At 63.8% G+C, this 25,363-nt stretch carries 26 protein-coding genes; 18 read left to right on the top strand and 8 right to left on the bottom strand.

Annotated features, from left to right (window positions below):
• Positions 1 to 63: 63 nt before the first annotated feature.
• The 5 genes from EJ075_RS20985 to EJ075_RS20965 all read left to right on the top strand — a co-directional run bounded on the left by EJ075_RS20985 (position 64) and on the right by EJ075_RS20965 (position 5,165).
• Positions 64 to 951 (top strand): LysR substrate-binding domain-containing protein, encoded by an 888-nt coding sequence (locus EJ075_RS20985; RefSeq protein ID WP_095489195.1) that lies wholly within the window; start codon positions 64 to 66, stop codon positions 949 to 951.
• A gap of 264 nt (positions 952 to 1,215) precedes the next feature.
• Positions 1,216 to 2,310, top strand: coding sequence for an ABC transporter ATP-binding protein (locus tag EJ075_RS20980; protein WP_126105583.1), 1,095 nt, complete (start codon positions 1,216 to 1,218; stop codon positions 2,308 to 2,310).
• A gap of 75 nt (positions 2,311 to 2,385) precedes the next feature.
• Positions 2,386 to 3,501, top strand: coding sequence for an ABC transporter substrate-binding protein (locus EJ075_RS20975; protein ID WP_126105582.1), 1,116 nt, complete (start codon positions 2,386 to 2,388; stop codon positions 3,499 to 3,501).
• A gap of 24 nt (positions 3,502 to 3,525) precedes the next feature.
• Entirely contained in the window at positions 3,526 to 4,359 is an 834-nt protein-coding gene (locus tag EJ075_RS20970) for an ABC transporter permease (protein WP_095489193.1), read from the top strand.
• Positions 4,359 to 5,165: an ABC transporter permease gene (locus EJ075_RS20965; RefSeq protein WP_126105581.1), complete on the top strand. Its 807-nt coding sequence runs from the start codon at positions 4,359 to 4,361 to the stop codon at positions 5,163 to 5,165. Before EJ075_RS20970 ends, EJ075_RS20965 begins: the two co-directional genes overlap by 1 nt.
• On the opposite strand, the gene EJ075_RS20960 is transcribed toward EJ075_RS20965, so the two are convergent.
• Positions 5,162 to 5,950, bottom strand: a complete 789-nt coding sequence (locus EJ075_RS20960; RefSeq protein WP_126105580.1) for a fumarylacetoacetate hydrolase family protein — start codon at positions 5,948 to 5,950, stop codon at positions 5,162 to 5,164. The two genes, EJ075_RS20965 and EJ075_RS20960, sit on opposite strands and share 4 nt — an antisense overlap.
• A gap of 324 nt (positions 5,951 to 6,274) precedes the next feature.
• On the opposite strand from EJ075_RS20960, the gene EJ075_RS20955 reads away from it, so the two are divergent.
• A complete protein-coding gene (locus tag EJ075_RS20955; protein WP_126107400.1) occupies positions 6,275 to 6,520 on the top strand; it encodes a DUF982 domain-containing protein in 246 nt (81 codons plus the stop codon).
• Between the two features lie 44 nt (positions 6,521 to 6,564).
• Here the strand turns inward: EJ075_RS20955 and EJ075_RS20950 are convergent, their stop codons facing one another.
• Together EJ075_RS20950 and EJ075_RS20940 are read right to left on the bottom strand one after the other, a co-directional pair.
• Positions 6,565 to 7,629, bottom strand: a complete 1,065-nt coding sequence (locus EJ075_RS20950) for a glycosyltransferase family 2 protein (RefSeq protein WP_126105579.1) — start codon at positions 7,627 to 7,629, stop codon at positions 6,565 to 6,567.
• 493 nt (positions 7,630 to 8,122) lie between these two features.
• Positions 8,123 to 9,466 carry a dicarboxylate/amino acid:cation symporter gene (locus EJ075_RS20940; protein WP_126105577.1) on the bottom strand — a complete coding sequence of 448 codons (1,344 nt, stop codon included), beginning with the start codon at positions 9,464 to 9,466 and terminating at the stop codon, positions 8,123 to 8,125.
• A 229-nt stretch (positions 9,467 to 9,695) separates the two neighbouring features.
• Here EJ075_RS20940 and EJ075_RS20935 point away from each other — a divergent pair, with 229 nt between their 5' ends.
• Both EJ075_RS20935 and EJ075_RS20930 read left to right on the top strand, forming a co-directional pair.
• Complete coding sequence (locus EJ075_RS20935; RefSeq protein WP_206437502.1) at positions 9,696 to 11,555, top strand: ATP-binding protein; 1,860 nt, start codon at positions 9,696 to 9,698, stop codon at positions 11,553 to 11,555.
• 13 nt (positions 11,556 to 11,568) lie between these two features.
• Positions 11,569 to 12,924, top strand: coding sequence for a sigma-54 dependent transcriptional regulator (locus EJ075_RS20930; protein ID WP_126105575.1), 1,356 nt, complete (start codon positions 11,569 to 11,571; stop codon positions 12,922 to 12,924).
• Positions 12,925 to 12,954: 30 nt separating this feature from the next.
• On the opposite strand, the gene EJ075_RS20925 is transcribed toward EJ075_RS20930, so the two are convergent.
• Together EJ075_RS20925 and EJ075_RS20920 are read right to left on the bottom strand one after the other, a co-directional pair.
• Positions 12,955 to 13,482, bottom strand: coding sequence for a hypothetical protein (locus EJ075_RS20925; RefSeq protein ID WP_126105574.1), 528 nt, complete (start codon positions 13,480 to 13,482; stop codon positions 12,955 to 12,957).
• 44 nt (positions 13,483 to 13,526) lie between these two features.
• Positions 13,527 to 13,952, bottom strand: coding sequence for an OsmC family protein (locus EJ075_RS20920; RefSeq protein WP_126105573.1), 426 nt, complete (start codon positions 13,950 to 13,952; stop codon positions 13,527 to 13,529).
• Positions 13,953 to 14,241: 289 nt separating this feature from the next.
• On the opposite strand from EJ075_RS20920, the gene EJ075_RS20915 reads away from it, so the two are divergent.
• Positions 14,242 to 14,916 (top strand): 3-keto-5-aminohexanoate cleavage protein, encoded by a 675-nt coding sequence (locus EJ075_RS20915; protein ID WP_126105572.1) that lies wholly within the window; start codon positions 14,242 to 14,244, stop codon positions 14,914 to 14,916.
• A gap of 50 nt (positions 14,917 to 14,966) precedes the next feature.
• Here EJ075_RS20915 and EJ075_RS20910 read toward each other — a convergent pair whose 3' ends face one another.
• Positions 14,967 to 15,803 (bottom strand): NAD(P)H-dependent oxidoreductase, encoded by an 837-nt coding sequence (locus EJ075_RS20910; RefSeq protein WP_126105571.1) that lies wholly within the window; start codon positions 15,801 to 15,803, stop codon positions 14,967 to 14,969.
• 93 nt (positions 15,804 to 15,896) lie between these two features.
• On the opposite strand from EJ075_RS20910, the gene EJ075_RS20905 reads away from it, so the two are divergent.
• Entirely contained in the window at positions 15,897 to 16,820 is a 924-nt protein-coding gene (locus EJ075_RS20905; RefSeq protein WP_126105570.1) for a LysR family transcriptional regulator, read from the top strand.
• A gap of 81 nt (positions 16,821 to 16,901) precedes the next feature.
• Here the strand turns inward: EJ075_RS20905 and EJ075_RS20900 are convergent, their stop codons facing one another.
• Positions 16,902 to 17,630, bottom strand: a complete 729-nt coding sequence (locus tag EJ075_RS20900) for a class I SAM-dependent methyltransferase (RefSeq protein WP_126105569.1) — start codon at positions 17,628 to 17,630, stop codon at positions 16,902 to 16,904.
• A 253-nt stretch (positions 17,631 to 17,883) separates the two neighbouring features.
• Between EJ075_RS20900 and EJ075_RS20895 the strand changes: the two genes are divergently transcribed.
• From EJ075_RS20895 to EJ075_RS20870, 6 genes are all read left to right on the top strand, one after another.
• The gene (locus tag EJ075_RS20895) at positions 17,884 to 18,405 is read left to right on the top strand and encodes an Lrp/AsnC family transcriptional regulator (RefSeq protein ID WP_126105568.1); all 522 of its coding nucleotides are present in this window, start codon (positions 17,884 to 17,886) and stop codon (positions 18,403 to 18,405) included.
• Positions 18,402 to 19,565, top strand: a complete 1,164-nt coding sequence (locus EJ075_RS20890) for a saccharopine dehydrogenase C-terminal domain-containing protein (RefSeq protein WP_126105567.1) — start codon at positions 18,402 to 18,404, stop codon at positions 19,563 to 19,565. The genes EJ075_RS20895 and EJ075_RS20890 overlap by 4 nt, the downstream gene beginning before the upstream one ends.
• Before the next feature lie 110 nt (positions 19,566 to 19,675).
• Positions 19,676 to 20,464: an ABC transporter substrate-binding protein gene (locus EJ075_RS20885; RefSeq protein ID WP_126105566.1), complete on the top strand. Its 789-nt coding sequence runs from the start codon at positions 19,676 to 19,678 to the stop codon at positions 20,462 to 20,464.
• 89 nt (positions 20,465 to 20,553) lie between these two features.
• Positions 20,554 to 21,225, top strand: a complete 672-nt coding sequence (locus EJ075_RS20880; RefSeq protein WP_126105565.1) for an amino acid ABC transporter permease — start codon at positions 20,554 to 20,556, stop codon at positions 21,223 to 21,225.
• Positions 21,222 to 21,896: an amino acid ABC transporter permease gene (locus EJ075_RS20875; RefSeq protein ID WP_126105564.1), complete on the top strand. Its 675-nt coding sequence runs from the start codon at positions 21,222 to 21,224 to the stop codon at positions 21,894 to 21,896. Before EJ075_RS20880 ends, EJ075_RS20875 begins: the two co-directional genes overlap by 4 nt.
• 29 nt (positions 21,897 to 21,925) lie before the next feature.
• Complete coding sequence (locus EJ075_RS20870) at positions 21,926 to 22,654, top strand: amino acid ABC transporter ATP-binding protein (RefSeq protein WP_126105563.1); 729 nt, start codon at positions 21,926 to 21,928, stop codon at positions 22,652 to 22,654.
• A 42-nt stretch (positions 22,655 to 22,696) separates the two neighbouring features.
• Here the strand turns inward: EJ075_RS20870 and EJ075_RS20865 are convergent, their stop codons facing one another.
• Positions 22,697 to 23,698 (bottom strand): NADP-dependent oxidoreductase, encoded by a 1,002-nt coding sequence (locus tag EJ075_RS20865; RefSeq protein ID WP_126107399.1) that lies wholly within the window; start codon positions 23,696 to 23,698, stop codon positions 22,697 to 22,699.
• A gap of 109 nt (positions 23,699 to 23,807) precedes the next feature.
• Between EJ075_RS20865 and EJ075_RS20860 the strand changes: the two genes are divergently transcribed.
• Both EJ075_RS20860 and EJ075_RS20855 read left to right on the top strand, forming a co-directional pair.
• Positions 23,808 to 24,410, top strand: a complete 603-nt coding sequence (locus EJ075_RS20860) for a TetR/AcrR family transcriptional regulator (RefSeq protein ID WP_126105562.1) — start codon at positions 23,808 to 23,810, stop codon at positions 24,408 to 24,410.
• Entirely contained in the window at positions 24,407 to 25,273 is an 867-nt protein-coding gene (locus EJ075_RS20855; protein WP_126105561.1) for an alpha/beta hydrolase, read from the top strand. The genes EJ075_RS20860 and EJ075_RS20855 overlap by 4 nt, the downstream gene beginning before the upstream one ends.
• The last annotated feature ends 90 nt before the right edge of the window (positions 25,274 to 25,363 follow it).

Here is a 25,363-nt window from a genome sequence, read left to right as displayed (position 1 = left end):
GCAGTGAAGCGCCTCGCCAAAAAGTGATATGTTTTCCCGGCTCATGCAAATTCGGTTCACCTCTTGAGAATTCCATCGACGCAGGCGCTGCGCGCCCTCGACAGTTTTGCCCGACACGGCAGCGTCTGGCGCGCCGCCGACGAACTGCATCTGACCCGCAGCGCCGTCAGCCATCAGCTGCGCCTGCTCGAACGCGATCTCGGCTTCGACCTGCTCGAGCGCATCGGCAAGGGCGTGGCGCTGACGCCGCGCGGCCAGCGCTATGCCAGCGACGTGCGCAAGGCGCTGACAGTGCTGGGCGATGCGGTGACGCGCCATGCCGGCACCGGCGTCGGCGGCTCGTTCAGCGTCAGCTGCACCCCGGGCTTCGCCTCGCTGTTCCTGTGCACTCACATTGGCGAATTCCGGCAGATGTACCCCGATGTCGCGCTGCGCATCCTGACGCCGCGGCGGCTGGACGATGTCAGCAATGCCGAGGCCGACGCCTTTATCGCCTTCGGCGTCGGCAACTGGCCGAACCGCGCGGTCGAGCTGTTGTGCGAGATCTCGTTCACGCCGCTGTGCAGCCCGACGCTGCTCAACAAGATCGGCGGCTTTTCCAAGCCCGCCGACGTGCTGCGCGCCAATCTCCTGCATCTCGGCGACACCGAGGACTGGGCGCGCTGGCTGGCGCTGTCGAAGGTCGAGAATCCCGACATCGAGGGCGGCATCTTCTTTTCCGACATGAACCTGGTTTTCTCGGCGGCGATCGCCGGCCAGGGCATCGCCATGGGCGACGAGCTGACCAGCCGCCGGGCGCTGAGCGAAGGCCGGCTGGTGCGCCCGTTCGACATCGCGATCAAATCACCGCGGTCGTATTTTCTCGTGTCAGAGCATGCGAAGGCCGGGCATCCGGTGCTGAATGTTTTTAGTGGATGGTTGCGGTCGAAGCTGTCGGAGAACCAGCGTTAATCTCCCCCCTTGAGGGGGAGATGGCCGCGAAGCGGCCAGAGGGGGTTGGTCCGACTGGGCTCGGCCCGATCTGCTTTCAAAGAAAGAGGAAGTCGCCACTCCACGCGCAGCGACCCCCTCTGTCGCCTTCGGCGACATCTCCCCCTCGAGGGGGGAGATTAGCTGCATAGATGAATCAAATTTGCCGGTCAGGCGAAAACTATTCGGTTGCGGTAAGCCGCCGCCCTGCCTACGATTTCAATCAGCATTGAGGACAAAGGCAGGATGCAGCAACCCGGCCGGGCCGCAGAGATCAAGGCAATCGGGATCGGCAAGAGCTTCGGCTCATTCCGTGCGCTGGACGATCTGACGCTCGATATCGGCCGCGGTGAGTTCCTGACCCTGCTCGGTCCGTCAGGCTCGGGCAAGACCACCTTCCTGATGATCCTTGCCGGCTTCATTCAGCCCACCGACGGCCGCCTTTACAGCGACGGCGTCGACATCACCGAGCGACCGGCCGAGCAGCGCGCCGCCGGCATGGTGTTCCAGGGCTACGCGCTGTTCCCACATATGAGTGTCGAGGCCAACATCGCCTTCCCGCTCAAGGTGCGCAAGAAATCGTCGGCCGAGATCAAGCGACGCGTCAGTGAGATGATCGAGCGCGTCGGGCTGAAGGGCCACGAGAAGAAACTGCCGTCGCAATTGTCCGGCGGTCAGCAGCAGCGCGTGGCGCTGGCACGCGCCCTGGTATTCGAGCCGGGCGTGCTTTTGCTCGACGAGCCGTTCTCAGCGCTCGACAAGGGCCTGCGCGGCCAGATGCAGGCCGAGATGAAGCGGCTGCACCAGGAGACGGGCACCACCTTCGTCTTCGTCACCCACGACCAGAGCGAGGCGCTGGCGCTGTCGTCGCGCGTCGCCATCTTCAACCACGGCAAATTGCTGCAGGTCGGCGCGCCGGACGAGGTCTACGACCGGCCGGCCAACCGTTTCGTCGCCGAGTTCCTCGGCGAGATCAACATGCTGCCGCTGAAGGGCGTGCGCAACGCCGACAATGGCGCCACCGGCCTGTGCGAAGACCGCACCATCAACCTGCGCGGCAATGCCAACGCGGTCGGCAGCAACGCCATCCTGGCGATCCGGCCAGAATATATGTCGATCGCGCCCGAAGCGGCAGCGGGCGAGAACGGCATCGCCGCCACCGCGGTCGCCTCGACCTATCTTGGCGCTGCGACGCGGCTCGATCTGACGACACGCCAGGGCGCCAAGGTGACGGTCTCCGTGCCGAACGAGGTTGCCGCCTCGGCGCTCAGCAAGGGCAATTCCGTGTGGCTGACATGGCCGGCGGAAAAGGGTTTCCTCCTTCCGGACGGAGGACAATGACGATCGGCGTGGCGAAGCTGAAATTCGCCAAGCCTACTTTCGGGAAATATCAACGACAAAAAAAGGGGAACTGACATGACAAATGAAACCAAGAAACATTCCATCGAGACGCTGTCCGCCAGGGCGGCGCGCGGCGAAATCTCGCGTCGGCAGTTCACGCAGCTGGCTGCACTCGTGCTGGCCGGCACGCCGATGCTGCTGCGCTCGACCGGTGCCTTCGCGCAAGCCAAGCAACTGGTGCTGGTCAACTGGGGCGGCGACGCCATCACTGCCTATGATGCGGCCTATGGCCAGGCTTTCACCAAGGAGACCGGCATCACCGTCAAGATGGACGGCTCCGGCCCGACCGAAGGCGCTATCGCCGCGCAGTTCAAGAGCGGCGCTCCGACCTGGGACCTGGTCGACGTCGATCCGTTCTCGGCCATCACGCTCGGTGCGCAGGGCATGCTCGAGCCGATCGACTATTCGATCGTCGACAAGAAGAAGATGCGCGAGGGCTTCGGCTGGGAGCACGCCGCCTCGACCTATTTCTTCTCCTATGTCATCGCCTACGATTCCGAGAAATTCGGCAGCCAGGCACCAACCGGCATGGCCGATTTCTTCGACGTGGCGAAATTCCCCGGCAAGCGCTCGCTCTACAAATGGGGCGTGTCGAGCTGGGAAGCCGCATTGCTTGCCGATGGCATCGCGCCGGCCTCGCTCTACCCGCTCGACCTCAAGCGCGCGCATGACAAGATCGCCGCCTTCAAGGAGAATGTCGTGGCCTATTGGGGCGGCGGCGCCGAAAGCCAGAGCGTGCTGCTCGACGGCGAGGCCTCGATGGCGATCGTCTGGTCGACGCGCGCCTCGCTGATCGAGCAGGATTCCGGCGGCAAGATCAAGTTCATATGGGACCAGGGCCTGATCTCGCCCGGCGCGCTCGCCGTGCTTAAGGGCAACCCCGGCGGCAAGGACGCGGCGATGAAGTTCATCGCCAGCGCCCAGGACCCGCAAAAGCAGCTCATTATGTTCGACAAGCTCGGTCAGGGTCCGGCCAATCCGGCCGCCGACGCGCTGATCCCCGCCGACAAGAAGCGCATCAACCCGGTCGATCCGGAAAACATGAAGAAGCAGATCGCGCTCGACATGGAGTGGTACGCCAAGAACTACGGGGCCGCGCTCGACGAGTACACGAAGATCATCTCCGCCTGATAGGCCTGGGGAAACCGGGCCGAGATGAAAGCATACTTCTCCGACAGGATGGGCGCGGCGCTATTGATGGCGCCGCTGCTCCTATTCCTTGGCGCCGCCTATGCCTGGCCATTCTTCGGCGTCGTGAACTGGAGCTTCACGCTGCCCGAGCCGGGGCTCGGCCAGTATGGCACGCTGCTTAGCGACCCGCTGGTGCAGTCGGTATTTGTCCGCACGCTGCGCATCGCGGCGATCGTCACGATTGTTTCGGTTGCCGCCGCCTACGCCATCACCGTGGTGTGGGTGCGCGGCACGCCGGCGCAGCGCGTGGTCGCCGAGTTCTGCATACTGGTGCCGTTCTGGATCTCGGTGCTGACGCGCGCCTTCGGCTGGGTGGCGCTGCTTTCCAATCGCGGCCTGTTCAACACGTGGCTGCAGGCGATCGGCTTCATCTCAGAACCGCTGACGCTGGTGCGCAACGAGTTCGGCGTCATCGTCGGCATGACGCATTTCCTCATTCCCTTCGCTGTGTTTCCGCTGGCGTCTTCCATGCGCGGCCTCGACGACCGCGTGCTGCTGGCGGCGCGCGGGCTCGGCTCCAGCCGCATGCGCACCTTCTGGTCGGTTTTCGTGCCGATGACCCGCTCCGGCATCATCGGCTCGGCGCTGATCGTCTTCGTCTTTTCACTCGGCTTCTTCGTGACGCCGGCGATCCTCGGCGGCGGCCGCAGCGTGATGATCGCCGAGCTGATCTATCTCCGCATCTTCCAGAGCCCGGACTGGGGCCTGGGTGCTGCGATCAGCGTCGTGCTGGTGCTGTTCGTCGGCGCGCTGATGGCGCTGCTGTTCCGCTATGTCAGACCGAAGCAGCTGATCTGATGCCCACTTACCGCCCCGGCCCCGTCTCGCTGATCCTCGCCGGCCTGGTTGCGCTGTTCCTGCTGTTGCCGCTGCTTGCCGTCATACCGGTGTCGCTGACGCCGACCCGCATGCTGGCGATGCCGTCGGGCGAATTGTCGCTGCGCCACTACCGGGCGCTGATCGAGGATCCGCGCTGGATCAACTCGATCCTGCTCTCGATCAGGATCGGCGTCGTCAGCAGCGCTTTCTCCACCGTGCTGGCGCTCTGCTTCAGCCTTGGTGTGTGGATGTTCCAGCCGCGCTTCACCGCCGCACTCGTCGGCTTCGTGCTGCTGCCGATGGTGGTGCCGCCGGTGGTCTCGGCAATAACGCTCTACTTTCTTTTGACCTCGATTTCCGGCGTCAGCTCGTTCTTCGGCTATGACACCTGGCTCGGTGTCGCCATGGCGCATGCGGTGATGACGGTGCCCTTCGCCACGGTGCTGATCCTGGTGTCGCTAAGCCAGCTCGACCGGCGTATCGACCTTGCCGCACGCGGCCTCGGCGCCACGGTGTGGGAGCGCGCCACCCGCATCATCATGCCCAATATCAAGTTCGGCATCATCACCGCAGCCCTGCTGTCCTTCGTGCTCTCATGGGAAGAGATCGGCGTCACCCTGTTCATCACCTCGGTCAACGCCATCACGCTGCCAAGGCTGATGTGGATGGGCCTGCGCGACAACATCGACCCGGCGATCGCAGCACTCTCGGTGATCCTGATCATCATCACGGTGCTGGTGCTTGTGGTGCGCAGTGTTGTGGTCAGGCTGCGCGGGGCGCCTTAGACAAAACTCACCGAGACGCGGCCAAACCTGCCTAAATCGCCGGTGACTTTGTCACCGGCCTCGACGCTTATCGGCGTCACACAGGTGCCGGTTATCACCATCTGTCCCGGCTGGAGTGCTATGCCCAGGCCCGATAGTTCATTGACGATCCATGTGAGCGCAATCCGAGGATCGCCCAATACAGCTGCCCCCGTTCCGTTATGCTGCGATTTTCCAGAAACGAAAGCGACCACCGGGTGCTTCGCGAGATCCACGTCGCGCCAATCGTCTTCTGCAGCTTGGCCGATGACGAACAGGTTGGCACAGGCGTTGTCCGCTATGAGCTGCGGCGCCCCGACTGCGCAGAAATCGTCGTATCGTGAGTCCGGTATTTCGATCGCGGGGTGCAAGGCCGCTACGGCATCCATCACCTCAGCGATTTCATAGGGTGCTGGACGAGGCGGCAGTTGGCGGCCGAAACGGAAAGCGAATTCGATCTCGGCCACGCGCATCTTGCTCGTCGCCAGGGAAATGGCCCCACCGACCTCAATCTCTTTTTCAGCCAGGAGACGCCCGGCCATCGGGCCGTCGACGTTGATGTGCCTTTGTCCGGCCAGACTGGTTGCGGCAATCTTCCAACCGAAAAGCGGAGCCGCCGAACGATCCATCACATGCGACTGGATAGCGTAACCTTCGATCCGCGTTTGTAGCCGTAACTCCTGGGGTATGGCGTCGAGACGGGTGCCCTTCTCCCAATGGCTCACCAACAACTGGGACGCGGCCCTGGCCTTTTCTGGATCGAGCATCGTCAGCTCCGGAAATCAAAGAAGACGCCTCACTACCCGTCGCTTCGTGGATCAGGAGCCGGCAAGGAACATTCTGCTAGTGGACCCGTCCACACATGGGGCAAGGATAGATGACCAGGAATCGCGAGTCCACATTCACGCTCCGCATACCAGGCATCATAGCCGGCCTGCCCCTGTCAGATCGCAGTGCCGTCGCCGATTGTCTTTCCGAGATGGAACAGCGGGCGACGTCTCCATCACCGGGTTCACGCCGTGGTGATTGGTGACAAGGAAACCTTGTGCCATCGGATGCGTTTTAGGGTGTTCGACAGCAGGGGCTTCACCATGAATCAAGGATGGTTTTCCAGGCCGGTGTCAGTTTCGGTCGGCATTGCCGGCGCGACCCGACACATCTTGAGCGCACAGCAGGCAGTAGAACTACTGGCGGGCCATTGGCGGGATGCGGGCAGTCTGCAACACAGCTCAGCGCTGCGCGCATGCCGCCGGGCCATGAGCGGCGATGTTTCAGCCGAAATCGCCAGGGATGCGTTTGTCGGAGCCGCGCGGGAGGCGCATGTTCTGGTCGAGTGAGCCGCCGAACAGAGCCGGATAGTTGGCGGCTATATCAAGGCAAGCTATCCCATGGCGTGGCGGATAGTCTTGGACAGACGGCTGAGGAATGCCGGCCTGGACGATGCGTCAAGCTTCCACGATAGGACCGCCGTCGCCATTTTCCGCGGCAACACCCCGACCGACAGGAACCACGCGGCAAGCACGGCGCGCCGGCGCAGGGACGCTGTCATTTCGAGGCTGGCGACGGCGCCGGCCGCCCCAAGCGCCAGCCGGGAATCGTCGGCCACGGGGTGCTGGCGCCTGTCTGCGCACAGCGACGCCAGCCGCTCTTCCAGGTGGACCGGATCGTGGCGGACAGCCTCCGACGGCACGATGGTCAGGCCGATCTCGGAGGCCTGGTCCGACAACGCCTGCATGCGGCGGAAATCGTGGATTACCCTCCAGCGCGCCCGCTCGGCGAGCTTTTCACCGAAGACCGAATGGTTGGCGCCGTGGATCCGGTATGCGCCGACGCATTCCTCGATGGACTGGACGTGCCCATACATGGGCGCCAGCGTTGCAAGATAGCCGTCGGCGCCCTGACGGAACTCCGGCTCCGGAATCGGCATGATCGATTCCAGGGTTGCGCGGTCAAAGGCCAGCCCGCTGGTCACGGTTGTTTGATAGCGGCCCTTGTGCAGCAGTTTCGGCATGACGTCGCCGCTGTCGAAGGGCAATTCGGGCGGCGGAAAGACGTCCTTGATGCGTTGCCGCTCGTCGACGATATGCAGCCTGGACTGCACCTGGGCCGTTGCCGCATCCCAGGTGTCGACGATCGTGGAAACGGCGGTCGGATAGAGGTAGTCGTCGGCGTCGAGGAAGAGGACGATCTTGCCGGAGCTTGCCGCAAAGCCGGTGTTGAATGCCGCCGCATGCCCGCCATTTTGCGCTCGCGGACACGCGACGATCTCGTCGCGGTATGATTCTATGATTGTCGTGGAATTGTCCTGCGATGCATCGTCGACGACGATGACTTCGACGTCCGCGTAGTCCTGCTCCAGGGCGCTGTCGATGCTGCGTTTGAGGAAACGCGCGTAATTGTAGTTCGGGATGATGATGGATACCGGAGTCCTCGGTGCAGACTGCATCGCGTTTGACCTCGCATCTTGCTTTGGTTTCGGCAAAGCCCGCTCACGGGCCGCCCCCCTCTTCAAGCGCGACGAGTTCCTGAGAGGAAAGCCTGCGCCTTCCGTCAGGAGACGGGTCACGTCTCTTGCGACTTCGTATTGAGGCCGCCATTGCCTTCGAGGCTGCCGCCTTGGTCAAGGTTGCGGTTGGCGGCAGCAAAAGCTCCGACGGTTTCGGCCGGTCGCAACCGAGCCCGACGGAAATGTCTCGCCTTCGGTCGCGATCAGGTCGGGATCGAAGTGGACGAGCGCCTTGAAGGCATGGCGGATACTGGCCTTCAAATGCGGCTGGGACAAGCCCCGCGCCAAGAACAAGGCTCACAAGCCTGTTACATTGAGGCAGGCGCGCAGCGGCGTGGCCTATGGATAATCGCAGATGTTGGAGATGGGCAGCGGCTAGCCCGAAGCCGGCGGCGAGCCGGCTCCGGGCCTTGCGTGCTGATAGCCTGAACGATCAGGCGGGCTGCAGCCCGGGCAGCGACAGGTCGGCTTCCTCGGGCAAGTCGCCGGCCATTGCGGCAGCGAACTTGGTCTGGTCGAGTTCCCCTTCCCAGCGCGCCACGACCACGGTCGCCACCGCGTTGCCGACGAAGTTGGTCAGCGCCCGGCACTCCGACATGAAGCGGTCGACGCCGAGGATCAGCGCCATGCCGGCAACCGGCACGGTGGGAACCACCGAAAGCGTCGCGGCCAGCGTGATGAAGCCGGCGCCGGTGATGCCGGCGGCACCCTTGGAGCTCAGCATGGCGACGGCGAGCAGCAGGATCTGGTCGCCGAAGGTGAGCGGCGTGTCGGTCGCCTGAGCGATGAACAGCGCGGCCAGCGTCATGTAGATGTTGGTGCCGTCGAGGTTGAAGGAATAGCCGGTCGGGATGACCAGCCCGACCACCGAGCGGTTGCAGCCGGCACGCTCCATCTTGGCCATCAGGCCCGGTAGTGCCGCTTCCGAGGACGAGGTGCCGAGAACCAGCAGCAGCTCCTCCTTGATGTAGCGGATCAGCGCCAGGACCGAGAAGCCGTTGTAGCGGGCAACTGCGCCAAGCACCACCAGCACGAACAGCAGCGCGGTGAGGTAGAATGTGCCGATCAGCATGGCGAGGTTGGCGATCGAGCCGATGCCGTATTTGCCGATGGTGAAGGCCATGGCGCCGAAGGCGCCGATCGGCGCGGCCTTCATCAGGATGGCGACGAGGCGGAAGATCGGCGTGGTCAGCGCCTGCAGGAAATCGACGACCGGACGGCCGCGATCGCCGACCATGGCCAAGGCAACGCCGAACAGCACCGAGAAGAACAGCACCTGCAGGATGTCGCCCTTTGCGAAAGCGCCGGTGATCGTATCGGGAATGATGTTCATCAGGAAGCCGACGATGGTGGTGTCATGCGCCTTCTCGGCGTAGCCCGTCACCTTCGTGGCGTCGAGCGTGGCCGGATTGATGTGCATGCCGGCGCCGGGCTGGACGACATTGGAGACGACGAGACCGACGACAAGCGCCAGCGTCGAGAACACCAGGAAATAGATCATCGCCTTGCCGGCGACGCGGCCGACCTTCTGCAGGTCGGAAACGCCGGCGATGCCGGTCGCCACCGTCAGGAAGATCACCGGCGCGATCACCATCTTCACCAGCTTGATGAAGGCGTCACCGAACGGTTTCATCGCCTCACCGGTTTCGGGATAGAAGTGGCCGAGAAGCACGCCGGCGGCGATCGCCGCCAGCACCTGCACATAGAGATGCCGGTAGAAGGGAAGTTTGCCGCGCGGCTCGGCGGCAGCGAATGCTGTCTGCATGACGTCCTCCATTGTGCTCCGATCGAAAGCTCGACCTCCCGGAGCAATTGCATTGACCACCCCCAGCAGCCTCACGACCGCTGAATTCGTGTTTGCAACTGCCGTGCCAAGTGCGCGGAAAAGAGCCTACCGTTTGATTTTATTGAATATTCTCGGACCCAAGGTTTCGTCTCGCGCACAGAAAGTGCGGATATTCGCGTAGCCGAATTGTGCTTTGTGCGAAATCATGCACAAATGTGTGATGCTGCAACGCCCCGCCGCCGCCTTGCCGTCGACGCCCGAGCAACTCGGCAGGCGGGCGCGCCGTGCTTGGCTGCTGTTTGCGGCCATCGCCCTTGCGATCGCCACGGCCGCACTTCACGGCGCCGGCCTTTATGGCCGCGCCACTGAGCTCGGGGCACTGGCGGCGCAGGGCCGCACCGATGCCAATCTGAAGATCGCGCTGCTGCGCGCCGTGCTGGAAAGCCCGCGCGCCCTGCCCCTGCTTTTGTCGGAAGACCAGCAGGTGCGCGATGCGCTGGCGCAGAAAAGCATTGCGGCGGTCGATGTGCTGAACCGCAAGCTCGACGGGCTGGTCTCCGGCACCAAGGCTTCGGTGCTCTATGTCATCGGCACCGACGGGCTGGCGATCGCCTCCAGCAACTGGCGAGAGCCGATCAGCTTCGTCGGCAACGACTACCGGTTCCGCGATTATTTCTCCGGCGCGATGCAGGCCGGAACTGCCGAATATTTCGCGCTCGGCAATGTCAGCAAACGCCCCGGCCTCTACATCTCGCGCCGCGTCGGCGACGCTGCCGCCCCGCTCGGCGTCGTCGTTGTCAAGGCGGAATTCGATCAGCTCGAGGCCGACTGGCACGAGGCAAACCGCCCGGCCTATGTCAGCGACGAGAAGGGCGTCGTCCTGATCACCAGCGTGCCGTCCTGGCGCTTCATGACGGCGACGCCGCTGGCCGGGCCTGATCTTGCCGCCATTCAGAACAGCCAGCAGTTCGGCGACGCACCGCTGATGCCGCTGCCGATCACGCGCCCCCAGGCACTCAGCCCGGACGTCTCGATCGTCCACGCGGTGACGCCCGGCGGCAGCGACGCGGAATATCTCAGGCTTTCCACACCGGTCCCTTCGACCCCCTGGCGGCTCGATTATCTCGTTCCGGCTGAAGCGCCGATCGCCGCCGCGGTCCGTGAAATGCGGCTCCTTGCACTCGGCGTCGTTGTCCCGTTGCTCGGCCTTGCTGCGTATCTGTTGTGGCGTCGGCAGTCGGGACAAATGCGGATCGCCGCCGAACAGGCGGCGCGCACCGAGCTCGAACGCCGCGTCGTCGAACGGACCGAGGATCTGAGCCGCGCCCGCGACCGGCTGCAGGCCGAGATATCAGGTCACCGCAGCACCGAAGCCAAGCTGCAGGTGGTGCAGCAGGATCTCGTCCAGGCGAACCGCCTCGCCATCCTCGGCCAGGTTGCCGCGGGCGTCGCGCATGAGATCAACCAGCCGGTTGCCACCATACGCGCCTATGCCGACAACGCCCGCACCTTCCTCGACCGCAAGCAGACAGCGCCGGCCGAGGAAAACCTCGGCGCCATAGCCGCGCTGACCGAACGCATCGGCACCATCACCGAAGAATTGAAGGCCTTTGCCCGCAAGGGCCGCACCGCCGCCGAACCTGTCGAATTGCGCGACGTCATCGAAGGCGCCGTCGTGCTCTTGAAAAGCCGCTTTGCCGGCCGGCTCGACGCACTGGCCATCGACCTGCCGCCGCCTGCCCTCAAGGTCATGGGCAACCGGGTCAGGCTCGAACAGGTGCTGATCAACCTCTTCCAGAACGCGCTGGAGGCGCTGGAGGGCCGCGACGACGCAAAGGTGCGGGTTTCGGTCGAGGAGACGGCGGACGGCGTGACGGTCGGCGTGTCCGACAACGGACCGGGCATTCCGCCCGCAATCCTTAGATCGCTGTTCACGCCATTCAACACATCCAAGGAAAAAGGCCTCGGCCTTGGCCTCGTCATCTCGAAGGATATCGTCGCCGATTATGGCGGACGCATCGAGGTTTCGAGCGACGACAACGGCACCCGCTTCACCATCCATCTCTTGAAAGCAGCGTAATGGCCAAGGCGTAATGACCAACGACAACGCAGCGCCGGTCATCCTGATCGATGACGACAGCGATCTCTTGAGGGCCACCGCGCAGACGCTGGAGCTTGCCGGCTTTTCGGTATCGGCTTTTTCGGTGGCGGCCGAGGCGCTGGCCAGGCTCGACGCCGGTTTTGCCGGCGTGGTGGTGTCGGATATTAGGATGCCGGAGATCGACGGCTTGCTGCTTTTCGACCGCGTCCTGCGGCTGGACGCGGACATTCCGGTCATCCTGGTCACCGGGCATGGCGACATCGCCATGGCGGTCAAGGCGATCAAGGACGGCGCCTACGACTTCATCACAAAACCCTTCGCCGCCGACCGGCTGGTGCAGAGCGTGCGCCGCGCGGTGGAAAAGCGCCGCCTGGTGATGGAAAACCGCGCCTTGCGCGAGGCGGCCGGAGAAGCGCAGGACGGCTTGCCGCTGATCGGCCAGACGCCGGCGATGGAAAGGCTGCGCCGCACGCTGCGCCAGATCGCCGACACCGATGTCGACGTGCTGGTGACCGGCGAAACCGGCTCCGGCAAGGAGGTGGTGGCGAGCCTTCTGCATCGCTGGAGCCGCCGCGCCAGGGGCAATTTTGTTGCGCTGAATTGCGGCACGCTGCCGGAGACGGTCATCGAGAGCGAATTGTTCGGCCACGAGGCCGGCGCCTTCACCGGCGCGCAGAAGAAGCGGATCGGCCGCATCGAGCACGCCAGCGGCGGCACGCTGTTCCTCGACGAGATCGAAAGCATGCCGGTCTCGACACAGGTGCAGATGCTGCGCGTGCTGGAAATGCGCGAGGTCACCCCGCTCGGCACCAACGAAATGCGGCCGGTCGACCTGCGCGTGGTTGCGGCCGCCAAGGTCGACCTGGGCGATCCGCGCCAGCGCGGCACGTTCCGCGAGGACCTCTACTACCGGCTCAACGTGGTGACGATCTCGATCCCGCCGCTACGCGAGCGCCGCGACGATGTCGCCCTGCTGTTCTTCTATTTCGCCGAGCGCGCCGCCGCCCGCTTCCGGCGCCCGGTGCCGACTGTCCCGGCCGCGGTGCACCGCCATCTCAGGGAGCATGACTGGCCAGGCAATGTGCGCGAGCTCGCGCATTTCGCCGAGCGGCTTGTGCTTGGATTGGAGGAAGACGCCGGAACACCATCCCCTGCCCCAGCCCAGGCGGATGCCGCCATGAAGCTGCCGGAGCGGCTGGAGCGTTACGAGGCCGACATCATCCGCGAGACGCTTGGCCGCAACGAGGGCGACGTCAGGCGCACGATCGAAGCGCTGGGGATTCCTCGCAAGACCTTCTACGACAAGCTCCAGCGCCACGGCATCGTGCGCAGCGAGTTTTCCAGATAGAGGTCGCCCAGCGCGGCGGCTTCGATTGCCTCAGGCCTTCTTGCGGTAAGCCTCGAGTTCCGGATCGAGGTCGACGCTCACCGCATTGGTGAACACGGTCGTCGCCACCATGATGCCGGCGAAAGCGACCAGGTTGACGAGCAGCGGCTCATGGTAGCGGGCTTTCAGTTCGGCCCAGATCTCATCGGGAATGGCATTGGCGTCGGTCGCGATAGCCTTGCCGAAGGCAATCAACAGCGCCTCGTCGGCTGTCGGCTCGATGCTGTCGGGATCGAGCCCCATATCGATCAGCGCGCGGCGAAAGAAGGTCACCGGCACCTCGGCCCGGCACGCCGCGGAAATCGCCAGCGAAAACAGCCAGATGGCGCGATCGTCGAGATCCGGTCGCAGCAGGTCGCGCAAGGTGAACCACTCGGCATAGATGCGATGGGCGGCCGGCGAATGCAGCAGGATGCGCTTCATATTCGTCATCCGGCCGCGCAAGCGCAGTTCCTCGTCGTGCGCCGCGCGGATTTCAGGCGGGGCAGTGTCATAGTCGATCCGGGAAATGCGTGCCATGGGCGGCCTCGGAGGATGCGTGAAATTGGTCAACGAGGATGCGATCAGCCGGCGAGCATGGTGACAAGCTCGGGCGTCTCACGCAGCGTGTTGCTGACCGTGCAGATCGTTTCGGCGTCCTCGACGATCCGCCTTTTCGTGGCCTCGTCGAGATCGCCCGATATATCGAGCGTGATGGTGAAGCGGCCGATGCGGGAAACATCGCCCTCCGCCTTTTCGCCGCTCACATCGGCGCGGACCTCGCCGAGGCTGGCAGCGACACCCATGCGCGTGGCAGCGATCCGGGCGCTCAGCACCATGCAGGCGGCCACGGAGGCATAGAGAAGGTCGAGCGGATTGAAGCCCGGCGCGCTGGCACCGGTCACGACGTCGACCATGCCGCCGGTCGGCGTGGTGACGACGGGCAAGCTGCCCGGCGACAGCACGGCAACCGCGCCGGTCGGTCGGGTCCTGACCTTGAGCTCACTCATTCGCAAATATCCTTTCGGCCGGCCGGGCATGGGGCCGGATACCGCAGCATTCGCCAACGATCGTCAAGCTAGCCGGTCCCAGCAGTGCTGCTTGAGTTCCCAATATGCGTCAAATACCCATATCTCGCCTGCCAACAAGATCGTGACTGAACAAGGATGATAGAGGCACATCCTGCCGGATTGCTTTGGGTCAGGCCGCATCCGTCTGTCAGGAGGCGCGCCGAACCCGATTCCAGATTTCGGGGGCGTGCGCTAGACTGGTTGCATCCGCAACCAGGCCGCCGCCTCCATGATTGTCCAGACCTGCATCAATGGCGCACGCAACGCCGACTTCCACCCTCAACTGCCGCTTGACGCGGACGCCATGGCGCGAGACGGCGCGACCTGCGTGGCCGCCGGTGCGGCCGAGCTGCATGTCCATGCGCGCGGGCTCGATGGCCGCGAAAGCCTCGCGCCTGAGGCTATGGACCCGACCATGCTGGCGCTGCGCCGCGCCTGCCCAGGAACGCTGATCGGCGTATCGACCGGCGCCTGGATCGAGAACGACGATGAGCGCACGCTGGCGGCGATCGCCGGCTGGACCGAGTTGCCCGACTATGCCTCCGTCAATCTGAGCGAGAAGGCCGGGCTCGCCTCCGTCGCTGACGCCGAGCGCCTGGTCCGCCTCGACCATGGCAGCCAGGTGCTGCGCATCCTGATCGAGATATCGGAGCAGGAACTGGACGTGGCACTGGAGGTCAGCGACGGTATCGCGGCGGTGCTCGACCGCGCCGGGCTGCGTCGCGCCATCTTGCTGCACGGCGCCGACGCCACGGTGTGGCCGTTCGTGCGCAGGGCGGCGGAGCGGAACTGGTCGACGCGTGTCGGGATGGAAGACGGCAAGGCGCTTCCGGACGGCACTACGGCATCAGGCAACGCCGCACTGACGGCCGCGGCGGTGGCGATCTTCCGGGCCGGTCGCTGATTCATCCCATAGGTTTCGGGCGCCTTGCCCGATTTTTTCGGGACCTTGCGTCAGGCCACGTCCCGCAAAGTCGAACGCGGCGTCGCCGACTTGGCGGTGGCGCCGGCACGGTCCTCGTGAAGCGCGAAACCTGCGGCGCCCAGGTCGCCCAGTTCGGAGCGGAGCTGCATGCTCGGGATGTGATAGTCCCCGCCATTCTGCTGCCGATAGGGAAGCGGCCGGGTTGTCTCGAGCGTCCGCATCCTTTCGCGCAGGCGCTCCGCGACAGGCTCGAAATCGGCCTCCCCAAAACGATCCACTCTGTAGACCACGAACGGCGGAAGCACGTCGTAACCCGGATAATAAAGGATCCCGTGATTGATCGGGAACAGCAGGTCGTCGATCGGGCCGTTGACGCCGCGGGCGGAGTAATGCTCTTCCCAGCCGCCAGTGGTCACGATCAGCATCGCGCGCTTGCCGGCGAGCGTTCCCTCACCAAAGCGGTCACCCCACCGCTTGTCGCTATGCTCGCCGACGCCATAGGCGAAGCCGTAGGCGTACACCCGATCGACCCAGCCCTTGAGGATCGCCGGCATGGCGTACCACCACAGCGGGAACTGGAGGATCAGCGTGTCGGCCCACAGCAGCTTGTCGACCTCCGCCTTAACGTCATCGGTCAGAGTGTTGGTCGCAAAAGCTTTTTTGGAGGCCCCAGCCGGCAGGAAGCGTGCTTCGGGCGGCCACGACGGAAAATCGGCACGGTCCACCTCGGATTTCCAGCCATCGGCATAGAGGTCCGATATGCGCACCTCGTGGCCCTGGGCCTCGAGTTCCCTGATGGCGACGTCACGCAGTGCGCCGTTGAGCGAACGCGGTTCAGGATGAGCAAAAACAAGCAGGACTTTCATGGGTCAGCTCCGAAGAAGGACAATGAATGCTGAAGGTAGCCAGCCCTGGGGTGATCCGCTATATCTAGGCAATGCATAAGATTATGCCGAATAATGGATAGATCCGATGTGACCCTCGAGCGCATGCGCACCTTCGTTCGCGTCGCCGAGCGCGGCAGCCTGTCGGCAGTGGCGCGCGAGTTCGGAGTTGGGCAGTCGACGGTCACACGGCATCTGCGCGAGCTTGAGGAGGCCGTCGGCGTGCCCTTGCTCAGCAGGACCACCCGGCGTGTCACGATGACCGATGAAGGCGGCCGTTACTATGCCGACAGCGTCCAAATTCTGCGCCTCGTTGAGCAGGCCGGCGATGAAGCGCGGGGCACGCGCGGCGCGTCGGCCGGCACGATCCGGATATCCTGCACGGCGGCACTCGGGGTCTTCCACGTCAGCCGACTGATCTTCGCCTTTCAGGACCGCTATCCCGACATCGGCATCGATCTCAGCCTCACCGACGAACGCATCGACCTTGTGCGGGAGGGCGTCGACATCGCGCTTCGCCTCGGTCCGCTCACCGACAGCTCGATGAAACTACGGGCGCTCGGGCAGTCCCGGCGTCTGCTGGTGGCTGCGCCAGCCTATCTGGCGGCGCGGGGCAGACCGGCTGGCCCGCAGGATCTGCCTAGTCATGAAGGCATCCGGATGTCGAACATCGCGGGAAGCGACACGCTCGCCCTGCAGGGGCCGAGCGGCGAACGCCATGCGGTGCCCTTTGGCGGCCGATTTCGGGTCGACCATGGACTTGCCGCGCGCGAGGCCCTTATCGCCGGACGCGGTATCGCGCCCGCCCATCACTGGCTTGTCGACGATCTTCTGGCAGCCGGCCGGCTGGAAGTGGTCTTGCCGGACTATTCCCCGCCCCCCGTACCTCTGAGCATGCTGATCGTCCCCGAGCGCGCGGGCATTGCCCGGGTCCGGCTCCTGGTCGACTTTCTCGCCGAGCGGATCGGCGGCATTCCCGGTATCCAGAAGCCGCGTTAATGCCCTCGGTCGGCTGCGGCACTGGCAGAACCCCCGACTTCCGGGATACCGGCCTCGTCAAGGCCGCCACCAAAACGGCGCTCAACGTTGCGCCGCGACAATCAGCATCATCGGCCGCTCCAGTTCGTCGGCAAGATCAGGAGCCTGCGCGCCCTGATCGGCCGTTGGGCGCCATTCCTCGACCCGGCGTATGGTGAAACCCGCTTCGATCAGCGCGTTCAGCGTCGTTGCGAGCATGCGATGCTGCTTGAGCACGCCCTTGGCGAGCCAGTCGGTGGTACGCGGACCTTCCACGCTATAGCGATTGACCGGCCACGTCTTGCGGCCGTCGACATCGACCGACCAGCCTGGGTGAGACGGTGCCATGTAGATCGGGTGCTCGATGGTGAAGACGAAGTGCGCGCCTGGAAGGAGCGCATCATGCACTGTCTTCACCAGCCGGTCGAAATCCTCGATGTAGTGGAAGGCAAGCGAGCTGTAGGCGAAGTCGAACGATGCCTGGGGCAGTTCGAGGCGGTCGAGGTCGGCGATGACATAGTCGACATCCGGGTCGCTGGTGTCGGCTCTGGCCCGTTCTATCATGTTGCGGGAAAGGTCCAGCCCAAGGACATGCCTTGCGCCATGCGCCTTTGCCCAGCGGGCAAACCAGCCAAACCCACAACCGAGATCGACAATGCGCTTACCGTCGAGATCGGGAAGCAGTGCGCGTATTGCCGGCCATTCGGGTGCGCCGTCCAAGCCGTGAACCGAGCGTGCCATCTGGCTGTAGCCGGCGAAGAATTCAGGCCTGTCATAGATATTCTGTGCCATTGAGCTTCCGTTTCGGGGCTTGGAGGACCTTTGGTTCAGGTTGAGGCTTAGTGCCGATGGGCGAGACACAGCAAGGGGAAGCCCGTGCCTCGGTAATGTCCACCTGGGCTGCCCGGCTTTGCAAGTTTCCTGCCATCCTGCCTTGTTGACAAGCGGTTGAACGCACTTGCAGTTTCGAAAAATAGTCCCTAGGCTATTTTCATATCAGAAAGAAAACTTCTTCGATAATTCCATTTTATGAAAGCCTAGGCGTTTGCGGGAACATCTCGATCAGACCGACCGGCGACTGGTCAAGCTGCTGTCGCAGGATGCGCAGCTTGGCGTCAATCGCCTCGCCGAGAAGATGGCTGTCTCCGTCCCGACCGTGCGCATGCGGCTGCGCAACCTCTTGGACCGCAACCTGCTCAAGATCGTCGGGCTGCTCAACCTGACCGAGCGCCCCGAGCTGATCTCGGCGATCGTCGGCATCAATGCGCAGGGGCGCGGCCGGGCGCGGGAACTGGCGCAGCGTATCTGCGAGCTGCCTTTCGTGAACTCGGCCTCGGTGGTCACCGGGCGCTTCGACATCATCGTCGACGTGACGGTGGCCGGCGATGTCGCCGACCTCTACCGCGTCACCAGCGAGCTGATCCCCGGCGCAGGCGAGCCGGGCGAAGTCGTGCGCAGCGAGACCTTCGTCGTCATGGCCTCCTGCAACAAATGGGTCAGCCTGCCGGAAGGCTGCTGGTCGGACGAGACCAAGCGCGACGAAACTGGCCGAAAGGAAATGCCATGAAAATCGCGGTTCTCGGCGGCCTCGGCCTCCAAGGCCGGGCGGCGATCGCCGATCTCGTCGCCAGCGCTGGTGTCGAAGAAGTCGTCTGCATCGATACCGCGCCGGATGGGGCAGCCCGACTTGGCGGCCTGACCAACCTTGACCGCGTGCGCTTCGTCGTGCCCGAAGGCGCGATCGGTCCAGTATTGGCGGAGGTGCTGGTGGGTGTCGAAGCCGCCATCGACCTGTTGCCGCAGCCGCTGATGCGCGAGGCGGTGCAGGCGGCGATCGCGACGCGCACGCCGCTGGTCACCACCAATTACGGCAAGACGATCGCCGACCTTGCCCCGCCGGCACAAAAGGCCGGCGTCTCGATCATGACCGAATGCGGGCTCGACCCCGGCATCGACCTCGTGCTCTACGCGCGCGCCGCAAAGCAGTTCGACGCCATCACCGCGATCGATTCCTATTGCGGCGGCATCCCCGAGCCGAAGGCGATGGCCAAGCCGCTATGCTACAAGGTGAGCTGGAACTTCGACATGGTTCTGATGAGCCAGAACCGCGACAGCGTGGTGGTCGAGGATGGCCAACGGGTCGAGGTGCCGGCCGGCCGCCAGCACGACAATCCTTTCATCCATCAGATCGAGGTCGAGGGACTGGGCAGCCTAGAAGCCTTCCCCAATGGCGACGCACCGTATTATGCCGGCATGCTTGCCGCCGCCAAGGGGTTGCAGCGCTCTGGCCGCTATTCGCTGCGCTGGCCCGGCTGGTCGGCGTTCTGGGCGCCTCTGAAGGAGCTTGGCTTCCTTTCTGAAGACAAGGTGCCCGGCGTCGGCGCCAGCCCACGCGAATTTCTTGGCCGGCTGCTCGGGCCGCAACTGCAATATGGCGCCGACGAAAAGGACCTTTGCGTGATGCGCAACGTCTTTACCGGCAGTGAAGGCGGCCGCCGCAAGACGGTGACATCGGACCTGATCATCGAACGCGATCTCGCCTCCGGCCTGTTCGGCATGAGCCTCGGCGTCGGCTATCCCGCAAGCATCGTGGCGCAGATGCTGGCGCGGGGCGAAATCACCGAACCCGGCCTGCTCAACCCGCTGCTGCATGTGCCTGACGGCCGCTTCCTCGACGAATTGGCTCGGCGCGGTATACGGGTATCCGAAACGATCGACTGGGACTGAAGGATTTTCGAACGGTGGCCGCCGCCGGCAACGGCGCTGCCGCTCAAAAAGCACCCCCAAGGGGTGGAACAACAAAGTGGAACAACAACGACAACAAGGAGGAATGCCCAATGAAGATTGCCAAGCTTTTCATAGCAGGCCTTGCGCTCGCCGGCCTCACTGCCGCAGCCAGCGCCGGAACGCTCGACGAGATCACCAAGCGCGGCGAGTTGCGCGTCGCCGTGCAAACGCAGGGACCGCCCTTCTCGCTGGTCGGTGCTGCCGGCGAGCGCACCGGCAGCTCGGTCGAGCTCGCCGAGCTGATGGCCAAGGAAATGGGCGTCAAGATCACCTTCCTTGACTTCGACTGGGATGGGCTGATCCCGGCACTTTTGTCGGGCAAGGCCGATCTTCTGGTCGCCGACATGACGCCGACGCTGGCGCGTGGCATGAAGGTCGCCTTCACCAAACCTTACATGTATACGGGCAGCACCGTCTTCACCAAGACCGACAGCAAGTTCAAGACCACCGAGGACTGCAAGGCCAAGGGCACCAAGATCGCCGTGCTGCTCGGCGCCACCGGCGAGAAGGAAGCTAAGAACGCCTTCCCTGATGCCGACATCAAGAGCTACAAGGGCGGCGGTCCGCTGCTGCTCGACGCCGTCAACAACGGCCAAGCCGATTGCGGCGTCAATGACGTCTCGGCGGTGAAAGGCCAGTCGACCGCCTATCCGGCCGGTAGCTTCACCATCATGCCGGACCTGCTGTCGAAGGAACCGCTTGCGTTCGCCACCCGCTATGACGAGCCGGACCTGCTGGTCTGGATGAACCTGTTCCTCGACCAGGTCAGCGTCGACGGCCGCCTGCAGAAGAACCTCGACTACTGGGTCAATTCCGAAGATTGGAAGAAAGACCACTAAGCAGCGATAGATCCGAGGCGGTTTCGCGCGCGCCCCGGCGCCGCGAAGCCGCCCGGAATCCGTTTCGCCCGGGGGAAATCCGTCCAGCGATGCTCGAAAACTTCAGCTTCCGCACCATCGTCGAATATCTGCCCTTGTTCGGGCAGGGCCTCGTCACGACCGTGTGGCTGTCTGTCCTCTCCTTTGCCGGGGCGCTCGCCGTCGGCATCGTTCTCGCCGCCATGAACCTGCAGCGCGGGCGGCTGTTCCGAATCCCGGCCAAGGCCTATATCGACGCGGTGCGCGCCACCCCCTTGCTGGCGCAGCTCTACTTCCTCTATTTCGGCCTGCCGCGGCTCGGCATCATCCTGCCTGAGCTCGTCGTCGGCATCCTCGCTCTGTCGCTGAACAGCGGCGCCTATGTCGCCGAGATCATCCGCGCCGGCATCCTGTCGATCCCGCGCGGTCAGGTCGAGGCCGGCGTCGCTTCGGGGATGACCTATGTCCAGCGCATGCGCCTCGTCATCCTGCCGCAGGCGTTCAAGGTGACGATCCCGCCGCTGCTCGGACAGGCGATCGTGCTGGTCAAGGATTCCGCCCTGCTGTCGCTGATCGCAGTCGCCGAGCTGACGCGCGCCGGACAATTGCTCGCCTCCGACCGCTTCATGCCGGCGGAGGGCTTTATCACCATCGCCGCCTTCTACCTCCTGCTCTATTACGGGCTGAAGGGACTGGCGGCGCTGTCCGGGCGCTGGCTCGGCCTAGCGGGGGCACGGACATGATCTGGCAGCAGCTGCAAAGCATCGCCGGCAGCTATCCCCTCGCCCTGCGCGGCCTCGGCATGACCGTGATGCTGTCGCTGATCAGCCTGGTGCTGGGCACGCTGATCGGCTTTGGCCTCGGCATCCTGCGGACCGGCGGCAACCACCTGATCAGCGGCGTGATCGGCGCCTGGGTCGACCTGATCCGCGGCACGCCGTTCCTGGTGCAGATCTTCCTGATCTTCTTCATCCTGCCGGAACTTGGCATCGAGCTGGACGCCTTCACCGCCGGCATCATCGCGCTGACCAATCTGGCCGCCTGCTTCATCTGCGAGATCGTCGTCGCCGGCATCCGCTCGGTGCCGACCGGCCAGGTCGAGGCGGCGCTGGCCTCCGGCCTGTCGCGTTGGCAGCGCATGCGCCAGGTGGTGCTGCCGCAGGCGATGCGCATCGTGCTGCCGCCGCTGGTCGGGCAGTATGTGCTGCTGATCAAGGATTCTTCGGTCGTTTCAGCCATCGGGCTCACCGACCTCACCCGCGTCGGCTGGCTGGTGGTGCAGCGTGTGCCGAACGGCCTCCTGGTCTTCTTCCTCGTCGGCCTCGGCTATTTCATCGTTTGCTATCCGCTGATCATGCTGGCCCGCCGGCTGGAGCAGCGCATGGGTGCGGCCCATGGCGAGGTGCAGTTATGACGTCGAACCGCAGCAAAAATGGTACCGGCATGATCGAGTTTCGCGGCGTCAACAAATGGTTCGGCACGCTCAATGTGCTGAGGGATATCACGCTCAGCGTCGAGCCGCGCGAAGTGGTCGTCGTCTGCGGCCCGAGCGGCTCGGGCAAGAGCACGCTGATCCGTTGCATCAACGGGCTGGAGACGATCCGCGATGGCGACCTGGTGGTCGACGGCCAGCGCCTCGGCGACCCCACCACCAACATGACGCGGCTGCGCACCGAGATCGGCTTCGTCTTCCAGTCGTTCAACCTATACCCGCACAAGACGGCGCTCGAAAACGTGACGCTGGCGCCTATCCATGTGCGCAAGATTCCGCGCGCTGAAGCCGAGAAGGCCGGGCGCGAGCTGCTTGCCAAGGTCGGCCTTGCCGACAAGGTGAATGCCTATCCGGGGCAGCTCTCCGGTGGCCAGCAGCAGCGCGTGGCGATCGCCCGCTGCCTCGGCATGCGCCCCAAGATCATGCTGTTCGACGAGCCGACCTCGGCGCTCGACCCCGAGATGATCTCCGAAGTGCTCGACGTCATGGTCGCGGTGGCCGAGGAAGGCATGACGATGATGGTGGTGACCCACGAGATGGGTTTTGCCCGCAAGGTCGCCCAGCACGTGGTGTTCATGGATGCCGGCGCCATCGTCGAGAGCGGCACGCCCGATGAGTTCTTCTCGCATCCCAAGACCGACCGCAGCCGCGCCTTTCTCAGCAAGATCCTGCGGCATTAGGATTGCCGGAAGCGAAGGTTCGCCGCCTGAAGCCTTGCAAAGCTATTTCACCTTGATGACAACCTTGCCCTTGGCGCGGCCCTGCTCGATGTAGGCCAAGGCCTGATTGGTCTGCTCAAACGGGAAGACCCGATCTATGACCGGGCGGATGATGCCCGACTCGACGAGAGACGTGATTTTGGTCAACTGCTCGCCATTGGCCGCCATGAACAGGAACGAATATCGGACATCTGCGCGTTTGGCCCGCCGCCTGATGCCGGCGCTCAAAACGCGCATGACCAAGTTCAGCACCACGTTCAGACCCTTCTCCCTGGCAAACGCAGCGTCGGGCGGACCGGAGATCGAAACGGCGAGACCACCCGGCTTCAACACACGCAGCGACTTTTCGAGGGTCTTGTTGTCCTGGCTGTTCAGGACGACGTCGTAGCCCGAAAGGACTTTCTCGAAGTCATCCTTCTTGTAGTCGATGATGACATCGGCGCCCAGATTCCTGACCATATCCGTGTTGGACGCGCTGGTTGTCGTGGCGACCGTCGCGCCGAGGTGCTTTGCCAATTGAATGGCGAATGTTCCCACTCCGCCGGAACCAGCCTGAATGAAGACCTTCTGTCCTTTCTTCAGCTTCGCCCTTTCAACCAGCGCCTGCCAAGCGGTTAGCCCCACCAGGGGAATGGACGCAGCCTCTTCCATGCTGAGGTTCTTCGGCTTCAGGGCCACGTCCGCATCATTAATGGCGATGTACTCGGCGAAAGTCCCGACCCGACCGTCGCGTGGTCGCGCATAGACCTCGTCGCCCGGTTTGAACTGTCGGACTTTCGAGCCGACGCGAATGACCGTTCCGGCCACGTCATGGCCTGCAACGAAGGGCCGGCGATAGGGCAGGATGAGTTTGAATTCTCCATCCCTGATCTTGGAGTCCAGCAGATTGACGCTGGCGGCATGGATCTGCACCAGCACGTCATTCTCCCCTACTTCCGGCTCTGGAACCTCTCCAAGCCGCAGGGGAGCGTTCTTTGCGTATCGATCGACGATGAAGGCTTTCATTGTAGCTTTCCCAAATTGAGGAGACCGGAGCGGTGCGGCGCCTATTGCATTACGGTCATTTAGTGATAATATGATCATAATGCAATAGCTGATCGAAGGAAGAAAAAACATGCGCTACGAAAAGGGCAGGAAGGACGCATCGCGGCAGCGGATTATGGATGTGGCGGCCGAACGGTTTCGTTCCGACGGCATCGCTGCATCAGGTCTCGCCGGTATCATGAGCGAGGCGGGGCTGACCAACGGAGCCTTCTATCCCCACTTTCCGTCCAAGGCAGCGCTTGTGCGTGAGAGTGTGGCGGCCGCCCTGGAGGTTCAGGCGACCCAAATTCAGGAGCTATTTGCCGCCGGTGGCCTGTCAATGGCCATCGACGCGTATCTGTCGGCGGACCACCGAGACAATCCCGGCAAAGGTTGCGCTTCAGCCGCGCTGTTGCCCGAAATTGCACGTGAGCCGGCCGAGACGCGCCAAGTCTACGCCGAACACCTGCTCAAGCTCGTACGCCAGGTGGCGGCCGAACTCACGCCCGACGCCCGCAACCCCGACGATGTCGCGTTCGGTGTCTTTGCGACCCTGATCGGCACGCTTGAGCTGTCGCGCGCGGTGAACGGGACCGAACTGTCCGATCGCATTCTTGAGGCTGGCGCGGTAGCGGCGAAGGCGCTGCTCCAGCCCCGCGAGAACGGCAAGCCACAAGAAAGGAAACCATCATGAACGTGCATCAGCTATCGCGACCTGCCGCGATCATCAAACACAGGGACGTGCCGACGAAAACGGTCGACGTCGGCGGTACGAAATTCGCCTACCGGGAGCTCGGGCCCACGACCGGGGTACCGGTGATCTTTCTTACCCATCTGAGTGCGGTTCTCGACAATTGGGATCCCCGGGTGGTCGATGGCATTGCCGCAAAACGGCGAGTTATTACCTTCGATAACCGTGGTGTTGGCGCATCAGGCGGCTCCACTCCCAACACGGTGGAGGCGATGGCCCGCGACGCGATCGCCTTCATCCGGGCCCTCGGTTTCGAGCAGGTCGATCTGCTCGGCCTATCTCTTGGCGGCTTCATCGCCCAGGTGATTGTTCAGCTGGAACCTAATCTGGTTCGCAAGATCATCCTCGCGGGAACCGGCCCAGCCGGGGGTGCCGGCATCGACAAGGTGACGTCCGTCACCATCTTCGACATGATCCGCGCCGCGCTGACCATCAAGGATCCGAAGAACTACCTCTTCTTCACCCAAAGCCTCAACGGCAAGAGGGCGGCGCGCGCGTTTCTGCAGCGATTGAAGGAACGGACCAATGACCGCGACAAACCCATCGCGCTCGGCGCCTTCAACCAGCAGCTCAAGGCAGTCCGTGCCTTTGGCCAGGAGCGCCCTGCCGACCTATCGCGTATCCGGCACCCGGTCCTCGTGGTGAATGGCGATCACGACAGAATGGTGCCCACCAGCAATTCCGTCGACCTGGCACGGCGCTTTCCCAATGCCGAGCTGGTCCTGTACGAGGACGGCGGGCATACGGCCATTTTCCAGTATCACGGCGCCTTCGTGGAAAAGGCCCTGGACTTCCTCGAGGCCTAGCGCATCGGCTCGAAAATCGGAATCGATTTTCGGAAAGCACGATGCGCAGATTCAAAAGTGCTAAAGCGTACTTTGTGCGTCCAAATGGAC

It is taken from the genome of Mesorhizobium sp. M6A.T.Cr.TU.016.01.1.1 (assembly GCF_003952585.1).
Taxonomy (GTDB): domain Bacteria; phylum Pseudomonadota; class Alphaproteobacteria; order Rhizobiales; family Rhizobiaceae; genus Mesorhizobium; species Mesorhizobium mediterraneum.
This window is presented reverse-complemented; position numbering and strand designations above follow the sequence as displayed.